This is a genomic window from Methylobacterium oryzihabitans (assembly GCF_004004555.2).
Taxonomy (GTDB): domain Bacteria; phylum Pseudomonadota; class Alphaproteobacteria; order Rhizobiales; family Beijerinckiaceae; genus Methylobacterium; species Methylobacterium oryzihabitans.
Genome location: NZ_SACP01000014.1, coordinates 151,324 through 167,749 on the forward strand (window position 1 = coordinate 151,324; position 16,426 = coordinate 167,749).

The 16,426-nt window shown below is 69.6% G+C and carries 13 protein-coding genes; all 13 read left to right on the forward strand.

The annotated features are described in order from the left end of the window. The first annotated feature begins 189 nt into the window (after positions 1-189). Positions 190-1,764 carry a type VI secretion system contractile sheath large subunit gene (gene tssC / locus EOE48_RS15835; protein WP_127730799.1) on the forward strand — a complete coding sequence of 525 codons (1,575 nt, stop codon included), beginning with the start codon at positions 190-192 and terminating at the stop codon, positions 1,762-1,764. Then, a complete protein-coding gene (locus EOE48_RS15840; RefSeq protein WP_127730801.1) occupies positions 1,761-2,564 on the forward strand; it encodes a type VI secretion system accessory protein TagJ in 804 nt (267 codons plus the stop codon). The genes tssC and EOE48_RS15840 overlap by 4 nt, the downstream gene beginning before the upstream one ends. Then, positions 2,564-3,016: a type VI secretion system baseplate subunit TssE gene (gene tssE, locus EOE48_RS15845; protein WP_210249576.1), complete on the forward strand. Its 453-nt coding sequence runs from the start codon at positions 2,564-2,566 to the stop codon at positions 3,014-3,016. The genes EOE48_RS15840 and tssE overlap by 1 nt, the downstream gene beginning before the upstream one ends. Beyond that, positions 3,013-4,842 carry a type VI secretion system baseplate subunit TssF gene (gene tssF, locus EOE48_RS15850; RefSeq protein ID WP_127730803.1) on the forward strand — a complete coding sequence of 610 codons (1,830 nt, stop codon included), beginning with the start codon at positions 3,013-3,015 and terminating at the stop codon, positions 4,840-4,842. Before tssE ends, tssF begins: the two co-directional genes overlap by 4 nt. After that, the gene (gene tssG / locus EOE48_RS15855; protein ID WP_127730805.1) at positions 4,806-5,870 is read left to right on the forward strand and encodes a type VI secretion system baseplate subunit TssG; all 1,065 of its coding nucleotides are present in this window, start codon (positions 4,806-4,808) and stop codon (positions 5,868-5,870) included. The genes tssF and tssG overlap by 37 nt, the downstream gene beginning before the upstream one ends. 12 nt (positions 5,871-5,882) lie before the next feature. After that, on the forward strand, positions 5,883-7,436 hold the full coding sequence (locus EOE48_RS15860) for a class I SAM-dependent methyltransferase (RefSeq protein ID WP_127730807.1): 1,554 nt from the start codon (positions 5,883-5,885) through the stop codon (positions 7,434-7,436). Between the two features lie 333 nt (positions 7,437-7,769). Further along, positions 7,770-8,246, forward strand: a complete 477-nt coding sequence (locus EOE48_RS15865) for an Hcp family type VI secretion system effector (RefSeq protein ID WP_127730809.1) — start codon at positions 7,770-7,772, stop codon at positions 8,244-8,246. Positions 8,247-8,887: 641 nt separating this feature from the next. Then, complete coding sequence (locus tag EOE48_RS15870) at positions 8,888-10,606, forward strand: hypothetical protein (RefSeq protein ID WP_127730811.1); 1,719 nt, start codon at positions 8,888-8,890, stop codon at positions 10,604-10,606. 74 nt (positions 10,607-10,680) lie between these two features. After that, positions 10,681-12,636, forward strand: a complete 1,956-nt coding sequence (locus EOE48_RS15875; protein WP_127730813.1) for a type VI secretion system Vgr family protein — start codon at positions 10,681-10,683, stop codon at positions 12,634-12,636. Positions 12,637-12,644: 8 nt separating this feature from the next. Then, on the forward strand, positions 12,645-13,235 hold the full coding sequence (locus tag EOE48_RS15880; RefSeq protein WP_127730815.1) for a DUF6931 family protein: 591 nt from the start codon (positions 12,645-12,647) through the stop codon (positions 13,233-13,235). Then, positions 13,232-14,332 (forward strand): FHA domain-containing protein, encoded by a 1,101-nt coding sequence (locus EOE48_RS15885; protein ID WP_187371433.1) that lies wholly within the window; start codon positions 13,232-13,234, stop codon positions 14,330-14,332. The genes EOE48_RS15880 and EOE48_RS15885 overlap by 4 nt, the downstream gene beginning before the upstream one ends. After that, positions 14,329-15,663 (forward strand): type VI secretion system baseplate subunit TssK, encoded by a 1,335-nt coding sequence (gene tssK / locus EOE48_RS15890; RefSeq protein WP_127730819.1) that lies wholly within the window; start codon positions 14,329-14,331, stop codon positions 15,661-15,663. Before EOE48_RS15885 ends, tssK begins: the two co-directional genes overlap by 4 nt. A 7-nt stretch (positions 15,664-15,670) precedes the next feature. Beyond that, positions 15,671-16,426: tyrosine-protein kinase family protein (locus EOE48_RS15895; RefSeq protein ID WP_127730821.1), on the forward strand; the 756-nt coding region annotated here is incomplete at its 3' end.

Here is a 16,426-nt window from a genome sequence, read left to right on the forward strand (position 1 = left end):
AGGGGAACCCCGCTTCCGGAATGGTTGCGGCCTGCCTGACGGGCGCACCCTGGAGCAGCGTCGCGCTCCCCTCTTGCGGGACTATCGTCCCGGCGCGCCCGGCCTTCGCCGGGCACCCTCCCCCGCAGAGGGGGGAGGGTCGGAGACGCGCCGGCAAATCAATCGCCCCTCCCCCGAGGACCCCCCGCGTTGATCCCAAGCCCGGCGTCAGCCAGCGCGCCCGCGCCGCCCGCCGCCCTCGTGGCGGAGCCGCCCTCGGAGGCCCCCGCCCCGGGGCTGCGGCGGGAGGCGGTCGACCGGGCGCTCGGGCGGCTGCCGTCGGACCGGCTCGACCGTTTCCTCGCCGCCACCGACCCGGCCGCGGCCCTGCGCGAGTGGTTCGGCGACGATCTCGCGGCGCTGCCGCCGGCGTCGCTGCGCGCCGCCATCGACCGCGACATCGCGCTCCTCGACGAGATGCTGACGGATCAGCTCAACGCGGTCCTCCACCATCCGCGCTTCCTGGCGCTGGAGGCGTCCTGGCGCGGGCTGGCCTATCTGTGCCGCTGCGTCACGCCGGCCTCGGCGGTCCGGGTGAAGGCCCTGAACGCGAGCTGGACCGAGATCGCCCGCGACTTCTCGCATGCCGCCGACGTCGAGCAGAGCGCGCTGTTCGACAAGGTCTACAACCAGGAATTCGGCATGCCGGGCGGCCAGCCGTTCGGCGTGCTGCTGTGCGACTACGAGGTGCGCCACCGCCCGGTGCCGTCGCACCCGGTCGACGACGTCGCGGCGCTGGCGAGCCTCGCCGGGGTCGCCGCCGCGGCCTTCGCGCCGGCGGTGCTCGGCGCCTCGCCGCACCTGCTCGGCCTCGACGACTTCTCCGACCTCGACCGCCTCCACGGCCTCGCCGGCCTGTTCCGCAGCGCGGAATACATCCGCTACGAGCGGCTGCGCCAGCAGGAGGACACCCGCTTCCTCGCCCTCGTCCTGCCGCGCATCCTGATGCGGCCGCCCCACGACGACGTCGCGATGCCGTTCCGATACCGCGAGGACCGCACCGGCCTCGGGCCCGACTCCCTGTGCTGGGGCAGCGCGGTCTACGCCTTCGGCGAGGTGCTGGTGCGCGCCTTCGACCGGCACGGCTGGTTCGCCGACATCTGCGGCGTGCGCCAGGACGAGATCGACCACGGCCTCGTCACCGGCGTCCCGGCCCCCTCGACCGAGCCCGACGCGCCCGAGGTGGTGCAGCGCTCCGGCACCGAGGTCGTGATCCCGGCCCATATCGAGTACGACCTGTGGCAGCTCGGGCTGATGAACCTGAACGCCTGCAAGGACACGCCCTACCTCGTGTTCCGCTCAGGCGTGTCGATCCGCGCGACGCCGGCCGCCGCCCCCTCCCCGGCGGTGGTCAACGCCCGGATCTCCGCGATGCTGCGCTACATGCTGTGCGTGTCGCGCTTCGCCCATTACGTGAAGGTGCAGGTGCGCGACCGCGTCGGCAGCTACGCCACCGCGCAGGCCTGCGAGGGCGCGCTCCAGCAATGGCTGCACTCCTACAGTATCGGCAACGACGACGCCGCGCCGGAGGTGAAGGCCCGCTACCCCCTGCGCGAGGCGCGGGTCGAGGTGCGCGAGGTGCCCGGCCGCCCGGGAACCTATGCCTGCATCATGCACCTGCGGCCGCATTTCCAGCTCGACCAGATCGCGACCACCTTCCGGTTGGTCACCGACCTGTCCCTCACCGGCCGCGCCGCCCTGCCGAGCTTCGGGAGCCGATCATGACCGACACCGCCCTCCACCTGTTCGAGGCCGGCCGCCTCGGCGAGGCGCTCGCGGCCGCGACCGAGCGCGTCAAGGCCGCCCCGGGCGACATCGCGCTGCGCAGCGAACTCGCCGAGTTCCTGTGCCTCGCCGGCGAGCTGGAGCGGGCCGAGCGGCAGTTCGACGCCATCGCGACCCAGGATCCGATGACCGCGCCGCGTGTGACCGAGCTGCGCCAGTTCGTGCGCGCCGGCCTCGCCCGCGGCGAGGTCTGGCGCGACGGCCGCCCGCCCGAGCTGCTCGGGGCGGCCCCCGACCACCTGCGCCTGCGGCTCGAAGCCCTGCTCCACCTGCGGGCGGGCGACGCGGAGCAGGCGGCCTCCCGCATCGCCGAGGCCGAGACGGCCCGCCCGGCGGTGGCCGGCACCCGCGACGGCCGGCCCTTCGACGACTGGCGCGACATGGACGACCTCACCGGCGGCGTGCTGGAGGTGATGAGCCCGACCGGCAAGTATTTCTGGGTCGCGCTGGAGCAGGTGAGCGAGGCCGTGGTCGAGCCGCCGCGCCGCGCCCTCGATGCCGGCTGGTGCAGCGTGGAACTGTCGGTGAAGGACGGTCCGACCGGTCGGGTCGTGGTGCCGGCGATCTATCCGGTGGCGGTCGGCGAGACGGTCTCGGACGCCCTGCGGATCGGCCGGGAGACCGACTGGGTCGAGCGGCCCGGCGGCTGGATCGCGGGCCGCGGTCTGCGCTGCTTCCTCGTCGGCGAGGAGAGCGTCGCGATCCGCGATCTCGGCACCCTGTCCTTCGAGGCGAACTGATGCTGCCGGCGGGCCGGGCGATCCGGCTGTCGATCCTCGACCGGCTGCTCGACCCCGAGGAGAGCGCGCTGACGGCCCTGCGCAACGGCCTGCGCCGCGACCTCGAGGACCTGCTCAACACCAACCCGCGGGCGAAGGGCTGGCCGGCGCACATGAGCGAGCTCGACCACTCGCTCCTGTCCTACGGCATCATGGACCTTGCCACCGCCAACCTCGCCACCGAGCAGCGCCGCTCGGCGGTGGTGGCGGCGATCGGCGCGATCGTGCGCGAGTGGGAGCCGCGGCTCGCCAACCTCTCCGCCGTCGCGCTGCCCAACGCCGACCCCACCGACCGCTCGCTGCGCATCCGCATCGAGGCCGAGATCCTGATCGAGCCCGCGCCGGAGCCGATGGTGTTCGACACCGTGATCGACCCGCTCACCAACACCGTGTCCCTGGCGAGCGGGCGATGAGCGACGGCCTGCTGAGCTACTACAACCGCGAGCTCGATTTCCTGCGCCGGATGGCGCAGGACTTCGCGGCCGCGCATCCGCGCATCGCCGGGCACCTGCGGCTCAGCGGCGACGCGATGGACGACCCCCACGTCGCCCGGCTGATGCAGGGCGTCGCCTTCCTCAACGCCCGCACCGCCCGCAAGATCGACGACGAGTTTCCCGAACTCGTCGACACCCTGCTGGAGGTGCTCTACCCGCACTACCTCGCCCCGGTCCCGTCGATGTCGGTGGTGCGGTTCCGGCCCTCGGCCGAGATGACCGGGCCGCACCGGGTCGCGGCCGGCAGCATGCTGGAGACCGAGGCCGTCGACGGCGAGACCTGCCGGTTCCGCACCTGCTACCCGGTCACGCTGTGGCCGATCGAGCTCGCCGACGCCGCGATGCTCGGCCAGCCGCTCGCCGCGCCGGCCAACCCGGAGGCCGAGGGGGCGAGCGCCGCGCTCGGCCTGACGCTGCGCTGCCTGCCCGACGGCATGACCTTCTCGGAGCTGCAACCGGACCGGCTGCGCTTCTACCTGCGCGGGCCGGCCTCCCAGGTCTACGCCCTGCAGCAGATGATCCTCAACGACACCGTCTCGGTTGCCCTCGCCGACGGCCCCGGCGATCCGCGCCCGGTGATCCTGCCGCCGGACGCGGTGTCGGCGGTGGGATTCGCCCCCGACGAGGCGCTGCTGCCCTACCCCGCCCGCTCGCAGCGCGCCTACCGCATCCTCACCGAGTTCTTCGTCTTCCCCGAGAAGTTCCTGTTCTTCGACGTCGAGGTCCTGCGCAAGGTGCTGGGCTCGGCCGGGCGCGAGCTGCGGATCTACCTCTACTTCCGCAAGCGCGACGCCAGCCTCGAACGGGCGGTGACCAAGAGCCTGTTCGCGCTGGGCTGCACGCCGGTGGTCAACCTGTTCCCGCAGCGGGCCGAGCCGATCGTGATGGCGGCCAACCGCTTCGAGCACCGGGTGATCCCCGATTGCCGGCGCGAGGACGTGATGGAGGTCCACTCCGTCCTCAACGTGTCGGTGACCGATTCCGCCGGCCGGCAGCGCGAGGTGCTGCCGTTCTACGCCAACCGCCGCGGCGCCGAGGGACCCGGGCTGTTCTGGCACGGGTCGCGCCGGAGCGCGCCGGGCCGGCGGGGCGGCACCGACCTGTTCCTCGCCTTCACCGGCGGCGACCTCGACGACGCCACGGCCCAGCACGCCGAGTGGGCGGTGACCCTCGACACCCTGTGCTGCAACCGCGACCTGCCGACCCGCCTGCCCTATGGCGGCGGCCATCCGCGGCTGAGCCTCAGCGAGGGGTCGAGCGCGGTGGCCGGCATCGACTGCGTGGTGCCGCCGACGATCCCGCTGCACGGCCGGCTCCCCGGCAGCCATCGCTGGAGCCTGCTGTGCCACCTGAGCCTCAACCATCTCTCGCTGACCGGCGAGCGCGGGCTCGACGCGCTGAAGGAGATCCTGCGGCTCTACGACTTCCGCAACTCCGCCGAGACCCTGCGCCAGATCGACGGCCTCGTCGGCCTCTCCACCCGGCGCGGCACCGCCCGGGCGCCGCGGCGGCCGGAGGACCCGCCCTGGGCCGACGCCCTGTGCCGCGGCATCGACGTCGGCCTCACCTTCGACCCGGCGCATTACGCCGGCAGCGGCCTGTTCCTGTTCGCGATGGTGCTCGACCACTTCCTGACGCTCTACGCCAGCATCAACTCCTTCACCCGCCTCACCGCCACGGTGCGCGGGCAACCCGGGACCTTGCGCACATGGCCAGCCCGCGTCGGCGACCGACAGGTTCTCTGATCGAGCGCCTGACCGGCGCGCCGCACGCCTTCGACTTCGTCCAGGCCCTGCGCCTGATCGAGGCGCGGGGCGGGCTCGGCGACGACCGCTCCGGCACGCCGGGCGACGCGCCCCCGGACCCGGCGCGCCCGACGGCGCGCTTCGTCACCGAGACGCGCCTGCGCTACCCCCACGCGACGCTGACCGCCGTCCGCCTCGACGGCGCCGCCCTGCGCGTCACGGTGTCGGGCTTCGGGCTGCTCGGCCCGGTCGGGGTGCTGCCGTTCAGCTACACCTCCCTCGTCGCCGACAGCCTGCACGCCAACAATCCCGGCCTGAAGGCGTTCGTCGACCTGTTCCAGCACCGGGCCGTGACGCTGTTCTACGGCGCGGCGAGCAAGTACCGCATCGTCATCAGCCACGACCGCCGCCGCCGCGGCGAGCCCGACCGCTTCGGCGACGCGCTCGCGCACATGACCGGCCTCGGCCTGCCCTCCCTGCGCGGCCGGCTGGCGGTGCCCGACGAGACCATCCTGCACTTTGCCGGGCTGTTCTCCAGCAAGGCCCGCACGGTGGCGGGGCTGGAGACCATCCTGGCCGACGCCCTCGATGCGCCGGTCCGGGTCGAGCCCCTGGTCGGCCGCTGGCTCGCGGTTGCCGAGGACGAGCAGACCCGCATCGGCCGCGAGGGCCCGCGGGCGCTCGGCCGCCACGGCGCCCTCGGGTCGAGCGCGATGATCGGCACCCGGACCTGGAGCGTGCAGAGCAATTTTCGCGTGGTGGTCGGGCCGGTCGGGCGTGAGCGCATCGCGTCGCTGCTGCCGGGCGGACGCGACGCGGTCATGGTCGCCGACCTCGTCGGCCTCTACGGCGGCCTCGAATACGAGGTCGATCTCAACCTCGTGATCCGGGCCGCCGCGGTGCCGCGCACCCGGCTCGCGACCGCCTGCGACGCGGACGGCGAGGTCCGGCTCGGCCAGACCTCGTGGCTCCTGTCCGCCGACAGCCCGGTCGACCGGGACGACGCGGTCTTCGCCCTCGCATCTTAGGAAAACCTCCCCATGTCCCTGTGGTCCGACGGCTACGTCAGCGACGTCGAGTATCTGCCCGGCCTGTACCTGGAGCAGACGCCCGGCCACCTGCTGCTCGCCTGCCTCGTCAACGGCATCGCGCCGCCGGCCTGCGGCGACAATTTCCGCTACTGCGAGCTCGGCTGCGGCCAGGGCGTCACCGCGGCCGTGATCGCCGCCGCCAACCCGCGCGCCCGGGTGGTGGCGATGGACTTCAACCCGGCCCATATCGCCCGCGCCCGCCGCGCCGCGGCCGATGCCGGGCTGACCAACGTCGAGTTCCTCGAACTCAGCTTCGCCGACCTCGCCGGCGAGACGGCGCTTCGCGACTTCGACATGGTGTCGGCGCACGGGGTGTGGTCGTGGATCGCCCACAAGGACCGCCTCGACATCACGGCGTTCCTCGCCCGGGCGATCCGGCCCGGGGGGCTCGCGGCGATCAGCTACAACGCGATGCCGGGCTGGACCGCGATGATCCCGCTGCAGCGGCTGCTGCTGGAGCAGGCCCGCCTCGGCCACGGCCGCAGCGACCAGCGGGTGCTCCAGGGCCTCGCCTTCGTGCGGCGGATGCAGGAGGCCGGCTCCGGCGTCCTCGGCGACGGGGCGCTGCTCGACAAGCTGCTCGCCAAGGGCGGCAAGGCGCCGGGCGAGGACCGCGCGGTCTACCTCGCCCACGAGTACCTCAACGAGAACTGGCAGCCGCTCTACCACGCCGACACCGCCCGGCTGCTCGCCGACGCCAAGCTGACCTATGCCGGCTCCGCGACCCTGACCGACAACTTCTCCGATCTCCAGCTCAAGCCGGCGCAGCGGACGCTGCTGGCCGAGGTGCCGGCCGGTCCGCAGCGCGAGACGATGAAGGACTACCTGTCGTCCCGGCCGTTCCGCCGCGACGTGTTCGTGCGCGGAGCGCGGGTGCTGCCCGATCGCGAGCGCGACCGCCAGCTCGCGGGAATCGGCCTCGCGCTCGCCGTGCCGCGGCCCGAGGCCCGGCTCGACCTCGACGTGCCCGCCGGCAAGGCGACGCTGCCCGAGCATCATTACCGGCCGATCCTCGACGCCCTGGCCGAGCGCCCGCACACCCTGGCCGAACTCGCCGGCCTGCCGGCCCTGCGCGACCTCGCCGGCGCCCCCTCGATGGTCGAGATCGCCGGCATCCTGGTCGGCACCGGTCAGGCGCTGCCCCTCCCCTGGGGCCTCGACGTCGCCCCGGCCCCGGCGGCGCGCGCCTACAACCGCGCCGCGGTCGAGCCGGTCGTCCACCGCCACGCCGCGACCGCCTCGCTCGCGGCGCCGGGCTCGGGCTCCGGCGTGACCCTCACCACGCTCGAGGCCCTGGTCTACGCCGCGCTGGCCGACGGCGTGCCGGCCGAGCGCGGCGCGCTCATCGCCCATCTCGACGGCACCCTGCCGCCCGACGCCCTGACCGGCGACGGCACCCGGCCGCTCGACGGACCGGAGAACCTGCGCCGGCGCGTCGCCGAGGGCGTGGCGTGGTGCCTCGCCCACCGCCTGCCGCTGTGGCGCCGCCTCGGCATCCTGTGAGCGACCGGCGGCGCCGGACGCGTCCGGCCCCAGATCCACCGAGGGAGTGACGGGACGACCCGACAGAGGCGGACAAGACGACCGGGCCGGAATCTTCGGCTCCATCTGGTTTTGCCGACGAAGCAGGCTCCGCTTCGGCGGCCGTCGACGCGCGTCGTCTCGATCTGTCAAGACAATCAGTAGTCTGAAATCGTTCCCGAGATTGTCTTTCAGGCCACATTAAATATATTTCATCACGCAGACACCACTCGGCCGCCGATTCCTCTATAAGCTGGCGACCGTCAAGGTTGGCCCCGGCACCGGGCCGGGACATCGCACGAACGGAGGCGACCCATGGCGATCTACGTGAACTACGACGGCATCCCCGGCGAGGCGACGCAGCAGGACCACACCAAGTGGATCGACGTGCTGTCGCTGTCCTGGGGCGTCGGCCGCGGCATCTCCACCGTGTCGGGCTCGACCAACAACCGCGAGGCGTCGGAGCCCTCGGTGAGCGAGGTGTCGATCGTCAAGGCGTTCGACAGTTCCTCGCCCAAGCTGTTCACCGAGGCCTGCACCGGCAACGCCGGCAAGACGGTGAAGATCGACCTGACCACGACCGGCAGCCCGGGCGTGACCTATTGCACCTACACGCTGACCAACGCGCTGATCTCGTCCTACCAGGTCTCGACCGGCGGCGACCGCCCGACCGAGTCGATCTCGATCAGCTTCACCAAGCTCGAATTCAAGTTCACCCCCTACGACGACAAGAACAAGGCCGGCACGCCGGTCACGGTGTCTTACGATATGGCGACGACTAAGTCGGGTTGAGTGCGTTTCGGAAGCAGCGGCGCATGTGGTGGCCGCTGCTGTCCGCGGTGAAATGTTTTCGGACTTTATTGGCCGGACCATTTGTCGACAATGTCGCCCGCGGCGACGGCCGATCAGGAGGACGCTGCGATGGTCTCTGCGAGATCGAGCTTCCACGACAGCTGTGATGGTCTCGCCATCCCAGTGGTGATATCGCCAACTTGGCGATATGAGGGCCCCGCTATACACCGGCGGCAACTGAATGCTTCCTCTATGCGTGGCGCCAAAGCATGGCTCCGCGTATTCTCGGGAGATGCAGCGGAGCCGATCCCGAAGGGGCCATCCAGATCGCGCGTATGCGGCCACGGGTCACGAGCCAGTGTCCTGCCTTGGACCATTAAGATACTTCATAGTCAGATCCGATCGCAAGGGACTGTCACGCTGACGGATTGAAGCACTCTTGGGAGGATCGAGCTATGGATGTAAGTGATTTTTCTCAACTGCTCACGACCCTGATGACCGACGCGAGTCAGGGACGCAAACTTTTGAGAGCGTGTATCTCGAAGCCCTCTCCGGCCTTGGTCCAACTTTATGGGCCTATGACGGACAAGATCATTAAAGACAAGTCTATAGTAAAAGCGAATGAACTATACGAAAGGTACATGAAATCCCGCAACGGCGGATTCATGTGGCAAGCCGTCGATCAACTCGCGATCAGCATTGCAGAAACAAACATTCAAGCAACCAATGGCGGCATCGGCATTTTGAGCACAATCATTGAAATTCAGCGAGAAAGTTTTAATGCTTTAGATGCAGTCCTGGAAGAATCAAAGGTCGAAGAGGCAAGTCGGCTCGAAGGATTTGTCCTCGCAGCCGCGGATGCGATGTTCCTGGGTGCGGTTCAGTGCATCCCCCTTGCCGGTCCACTCATAGCTCAAGCAACCAGCGCCTTGGCATCGACCTTGATCACTTCGATGCTTCCTGCCGTTACGACGGCGACTGTCGCTGGCATCTCCGGTGCGACCACACCCGGCAATTCCACCAACGGTGTCGCGACACTGTGCGTCACCGCAATCAGACAGTACAGAAAGAAATCAGAGGAAGAGATTTTACAAAATCCGGCTTTGTCGCAGCCCTACGTTAACAATATGCGCGATTTGACACAAAATCAAACGGCGAGCAAAAGTATAAATACTCTGGACAGGGCAAGAATAAATACTTATAATCAAAAATTTGTAGGTATTTTTCCAAAAACCGCCCTTTATCAAGACAAAGACAGCACGATAAAAAGCTTCAAAAAGCGAACTTTCAATCTCTATGCCGGCGCTCGCGAGATGATGCTGGATGTCATCAATGCTGGTGTACAAGGATCGTTCAAGGATGCGATCGCCAAGCTGCCCCAGAATGATAATCGACTCGATGATAATCGCAGGATCGCTCTTCTCATTATCGGATACTTCTTTGCGAAAGACTGGAACGCGAAAGAACTCACCGATCAAGTTGGAAGCATACAAAGACGTCTGGACACGGCGCAATCGCTACCAAGCGCCCAAACACAGCTAGGTCAAGGCAACATCAGCAGATTGCAGCGCGAGTTGCAGTCAGCCAACTCCAAGATCGTCGCTCCTCAGAATGCCCCTGCACCAAGCCCTACGTCGCTCAAGCAATGGGACGGGCAACTGCAAGCCGGGACAGTCAACATAGGTCGAGGCGCATCCTCTGCCCTCGAGCTTGCCCGCAGCGTCGCCTCCAAAAAGCTTGGCGGCTTCAGCACGATGGGACTCGCCGAAGGCGAACAGCGCGACACGCAGATGATGTCGACCATCCAGCCCAAAGCAGCCGCATATTTCAGAGCGATGAAGGCTGCGATGGTCGGCGATGTTGAAACAGTTCTGACAAAGACCTACTCGGGCTCCACGCTCAGCAGCGAAGAATACAAGAAAATCTGGTATTTGTATGTCGGATCCCAGCTCATTCTGAATGATTCATTTAGGCAACTCAAGGTACACGCAAACACCAATAGCTTCGGAAGTTTGTTTCGTAAGATATCGAGCGTTAATACGATTTCTATCTCCAAGCAACATGTCGATATGATAAGAAAGGCTGGATTTATACACGATTATAACAAGGGAATTTCTTTAAGTCAAGATCAGAAAAAAGCATTTGCTTCGGGTGCCGTAACGGGGGCTAAGCTGCGTTGGTCGAGCAATCCGAGCAATACAGAGCAGGCAATGCTACTTGCTTTCTGTACGATCGTAGTTTATACTATGGATGTTGGAGCGATTACTTTGGGGATGTATAATTGGAAAGAAACGAAGGAAAATCTTGGAAAAGCATGCAAGCGGATCTCGTGGACAGTTATCAATAATCAGGGGCCTTAGCTTTAGTCGACGGGAACATATGTCAATCCTCGATCAAGCTTCGATGACTCGGTGTGCCCCCATGGATGTCGTGAGTGGCTGATTCCCCCGTCCAGACCGACCGCCTGCTCCAGCTCACCACGCCGCTCGGCGACGACGTGCTGATCCCGATCGGGCTCGACGGCGCCGAGGGTCTCTCGGAGCTGTTCGCGTTCACGGTCGAGATGACCTCCACCAATGCCGGCATCACCGCCGACCAGCTGCTCGGCAAGAGCGCGACGCTCAAGATCCGGCGGCCGGACGACGATCCGCGCTACATCAACGGCATCGTCGCGTCGTTCGCCGCCGCAGACCAGACCATCGACGGCTTGCGGCGCTACCGCATGGTGCTGCGGCCCAAGCTCTGGCTGCTGACCCGCACCGCCGATTGCCGGATCTTCCAGAACCAGACCGTGCCGCAGATCGCCGACACCCTGCTCTCCGACGGCGGCGTCACCGACACCAAGAAGCAGGGGCTCAACGGCTCGCACCCCTCCCGCGATTATTGCGTGCAGTACCGCGAGACCGACTACGACTTCCTGGTCCGGCTGTGGGCCGAGGAGGGCATCTACTTCTACTTCCGGCACGCCGACGGCCAGCACACGCTGGTGATGAGCGACAGCACGTCGGGCTATTGCGACTGCATCGACAAGTCGGTCCAGCACGCGCCGCCGACCGCCTCCGACACGATCGCGGTGCAGTCCTGGCGCGTCGCCGACCACTTCTCGTCGGGCAAGGTGACGCTGCGCGACTACAATTTCGAGCAGCCGACCACCGACCTGACCGCCAGCACCACCACGGTGCTGAGCAACTCCGCCTTCAAGCAGTGGGAGCTGTTCGACTATCCGGGCGACTACACCCAGAAGAGCGACGGCACCTCGCTGTCGCGGGTGCGGATGGAAGAGGTCGAGGCCAGCTACGCGCTCGCGGAGGGCGAGGCGACCTATCGCGGCTTCATGCCCGGCGCCAAGATCACCATGGCCAAGCACGAGGTCGCGGCCGAGCAGGGCCAGTCCTACGTGCTGGCGCGGGTGCGCCACGAGGCCGAGGACTGCACCCATCTCGGCCGGCAGGCCGAGACGCCGCGCTACCGCAACAGCTTCACCGCCCTGCCGGTCGCGACGCCGTTCCGGCCGCCCCCGGTGACGCGCCGGCCGCTGATCCCGGGGCCGCAGACCGCGACCGTGGTCGGCCCGTCCGGCGAGGAGATCTACTGCGACAAGTACGGCCGCATCCGGGTCCAGTTCCCGTGGGACCGGCTCGGCAAGAACGACGAGAACAGCTCGTGCTGGATCCGCGTCGGCCAGTGGATCGCCGGCGCGACCTGGGGCAGCCAGTTCGTGCCGCGGGTCGGCATGGAGGTGATCGTCGTGTTCCTCGACGGCGACCCGGACCGGCCGCTGGTCGTCGGCACGGTCTACAACGGCCAGAACATGCCGCCCTACACCCTGCCCGACAACAAGACCCAGAGCGGGATCAAGACCCGCTCCAGCAGCCAGGGGAGCGCCAGCACCTTCAACGAACTGCGCTTCGAGGATAAGATGGGCAGCGAGCTGGTCTACATGCATGCCCAGAAGGACTTCACCCGCGAGGTGGTGAACGACGACACCCTCACCGTGCAGCACGACCAGACCCTGACGATCAAGAACGACCGCACCGAGACGGTGCAGGAGGGCAACGAGACGATCACGGTGTCGAAGGGCAACCGCTCCCTCACGGTCTCGGCCGGCAACGACACCACCGAGGTCACCAGCGGGAACTACACCGTTAAGCTCGGATCAGGAAATGCGTTGCACCAATGCGAGGCCGGCAGCATGACGCTGGAGGCGGCGCAATCGATCACCCTCAAGGTCGGCGAGAACACCATCGTGGTCAACCAGTCCGGCATCACCCTCACGGCGATCCAGATCACCCTCAAGGCCGACGCGAAGATCCAGGCCAACGGCGCGATGGTGAACGTCGACGGCAGCGGCATGGTGCAGGTGACGGGCGGCCTCGTGACCATCAACTGAGGACCAGCATGGCTCCCGGCCCCCTCCCGAAGCTGCGCTTCTCCTCGGCCGAGGAGCTGTGCGCCGTGCTGGCGCCGGGCGAGCAGGCCGGCGCGGTGACGGCGCCGCGCCAGGGCGCGGCCGACTTCCTCGCCGCCCTGGTCGCCGCCGGGCTCCTGCCCGACGCGATCCGCTACCTCGCGGTCGCCCTGCCGCGCCGGGAGGCGGTGTGGTGGGCCTGCGCCACCCGCCGCCGGATGCCCGCCGCCGAGACCGAGCCCGAACAGGCCGCCTGGGGGGCGGCCGAGACCTGGGTCTACGAGCCGACCGAGCCGAACCGGCAGGCGACCTACGCCCATGCCGAGGGGCTGAAGTTCGACACCGCCGGCGCCTACGCGGCGCTCGGCGCGTTCTGGTCCGGCGGCAGCCTCGCGCCGCCGGAGACCGGCCAGCACGTCCCGCCGGGGGACGGGCTCACCGGCACCGCCGTCGGCGCCGCCGTGATGTTCCGCTGCGTGCCGGGCGAGGCGCGCACCATCGCGGCGCGCCACCGGCTGGCGCTCGACATCGGCCTCGACATCGCCCGCGGCGGCAGCGGGCTCACGGGCGGCGCGCCGTGATCCCGACGCTTCGCCTCACCGTCACCGAACCCGACTCGATCCCGGCCCAGGACCGGGTGCGGGCGGTCACCGGCACCGCCCTGCGCATCGGTCGCGAGGCCGACAACGACTGGATCCTCACCGATCCGGCGCGGCGGATGTCGCGCCACCACTGCACCATCGATTTCCAGGGCGGGGTCTACGTCGTCATCGACACCTCGGCCAACGGCGTCTTCCACAACGACGCGACGCGGGCGCTCGGGCGCGGCAGCAGCCGCATCCTCAGCGACGGCGACGTGCTGCGGTTTCCCGGCGTGACCCTCGCGGTCGCGCTGATCGAGGACAGCGACGCCCGCGACGCCTTCCGGGCGGTGCTGCCGCCGCGCCGCGGCGCGCCGACCGCCGGCGCGGCGGCCGAGCCCCTCGACGACCTGCTGGCGCAACCGGCGGCGTCCTGGGGCGCCGACCCCCTCGACGACACCGCCCTGCCGGAGGCGCCCGATGCCGGCCTGCCGTTCGGGGCCGGACCGTTCCCGTCGCTGTCGCTGGCGACCTCCGCCATCGACGGCTCCGCCCTGTCCTGGTCGCAGGAGCGCCGCGCCGCGCCGGCCCCGACCCAGGTCCAGTGGTCGCGGCTCGGCGTCGGCGACCGCAGCGAGGCCGAGCATCAGGCGTTCTCCTCCTCGCTGCCGGGTCAGGCGGTGATCCCGGAGGACTGGGACCTCGACGCCCCGCCGCCTCCGGCACTCGGCGCGGAGATCCCCTCCGACTGGTCGGACGAGGCGCCGGAGCCGCCCCGGCCGGTCGCCGCCCGACTCGCCCCCCCGGGCCCCGTCCCGATCCCCGTGCCGGCCTCGGGCGACGAGGCCCTGCTGCTGGCCCTCGTCGCGGCGCTGGCGCGGATCGAGCGGGCGCTGCTCGGCCCCGATGTCGGCCTGATGCAGGGCCCGGCCGAGACGGTGCTGCGCCGGCTGCGCGCCACCGAGCCGGGGCTCGCCGACCGGGCGATCGCGCTGATCGCCGAGCGGGCGGCGGAACGGATCGACGCCCCCTCCGAAGACCCCATGGTGTCCCGGCAGGCCGCCACGGCCCCGTCGCGGCCGGGAGACGACGCATGAGCACCACCGGCAAGGTCGTCTGGTCCGAAGGCATGTTCCTGCGGCCGCAGCATTTCCAGCAGCAGGACCGCTACGCCGAGCGCCTCGTGCGCCAGCGCGCCGAGGGCATCACGCCGTTCCCGTGGGGCCTGCGCCATCTCGGGCTCAACCGGGCCCTGCTCGACCTCGGCAAGGTCTCGCTGGAGCGCTGCGGCGGCGTGTTCGATGACGGCACGCCGTTCGAGGTGCCGGTCGACCTGCCGCACCCGGCCCCGCTCGACCTCGCGGTCGGGCTCACCGACACCGTGGTCTATCTCTGCCTGCCGGTGCAGCATCCCGGCGCCGCCGAGATCGAGATCGGCAGCGCCTTCGCGTCCTCGGCCCGCTATGCCGGCGGCGACGTCGAGGTGATCGACGCGATCAGCGGGTCGAACGCCAGCGCGCGCATCCGCACCGCGAGCCTGCGCCTGAGCCTGATGCTGGAGAGCGACGACCGCAGCGGCTACCACAGCCTCGGCCTCGCCCGCATCGCCGAGGTCGGCGCCGACAAGCGGGCGCGGCTCGACCCCGACTACATCCCGCCGGTGATGGCGATGGCGGCCTCCGACACGCTGTCGGGCTTCGTCGCCGAGGTGCTGGCGATGCTGCACCACCGCGGCGAGGCGCTGGCGCCGCGGGTGAGCGGCGCGGCGAACCACGGCGTCGCCGAGATCGCCGACTTCCTGCTGCTCCAGGTGGTCAACCGGGCCGAGCCGGTCCTCGCCCATCTCGCCCGGCTTCCCTCGCTGCACCCGGAGCGTCTCTACGCCACCTTCCTCGACCTCGCCGGCGATCTCGCGACCTTCACCGCCGCGCGCAAGCGCCCGGACGAGTTCGCGACCTACCAGCACGACGACCTCGAACACGTCTTCGCCGGGGTGATGCTGGCGCTCCGCCGCTCGCTCAGCGCGGTGATCGAGCAATCGGCGATCCAGATTCCGCTCCAGGACCGCAAGTACGGCATCCGCGTCGGGGTGATCCCGGACAAGACCCTGCTCACCACCTCGGGCTTCGTGCTGGTGGTCAAGGCGGCGCTGCCGGAGGAGACGATCCGGCGCTCGCTGCCGGCCCTGGTCAAGATCGGCCCGGTCGAGCAGATCCGCGAACTGGTCAACGTGCAGTTGCCCGGCATCCCGGTGCAGCCGCTCGCGGTGGCGCCGCGCCAGCTCCCCTACCATGCCGGCGCGGTCTATTTCGAGCTGAAGCCCGACAGCCCGCTCTGGACCGGCCTCGCCACCTCCGGCGGCGTCGCGGTCCACCTGTCGGGCGACTTCCCCGACACCCGGATGGAGCTGTGGGCGATCCGGCGCTGACGGCGCCGTGACGGTCGTCGTCACGGTCCACGGCCCGCGCGGCGGCGTCGGCACCACCACCCTCGCGGGCCATCTCGCGGTGGAACTGGCGCGCGGCGGGCACCGGGTCGGCCTCGCCGATTGCTGCCTGCGCGCGCCCGACCTGCACGCCCTGTTCGAGACCGCCGTCGCGGGCTGCCTCAACGACTATCTCTGGCACCGCTGCGGCATCGCCGGGGCCGCGGTCGATCTCGGGGCCGCCCTCCCGGCGCCGCTGCCGGAGGCCGCCGGGCTGTTCCTGCTGCCCGCGAGCCCGGCGCCGGCGGAGATCGCCCGCCTGCTGACCGACGGATTCGAGTCCGGCCGTCTCGCCGGCGGCCTGCGCGAGGCGGGCGAGGTCCTGGCCCTCGACCACCTCGTCCTCGACGCCCCGGCCGGATTCGGCGAGGAGGCGCTCGTCGCGGCGGCGCTCGCCGACTGCCTGCTGGTGCTGCTCCATGCCGCGCCGCGCCGGCGCGACGGCACCGACCTCACCCTGCTGGAGCGGCTGGCGCCGGCCCGGATGATGGTGGTGCTCAACCACGCCGCCCCGTGGCTCGACGCCGAGGCCCTCGCCGACGACGCGGCGGCCGCCTGCCGCCGGCCGGTCGCCGCGGTGCTGCCGCGCTGCGACGAACTCGGGCCGCCGGGCCGCCTCCCGGCGCCGGGCGAGCCGCCGGCCCGCGCGGCGTTCGGCGCCGGCCTGCGCCGGATCGCCGGGTTGATCGCGGAGGGGGGGGGGGGG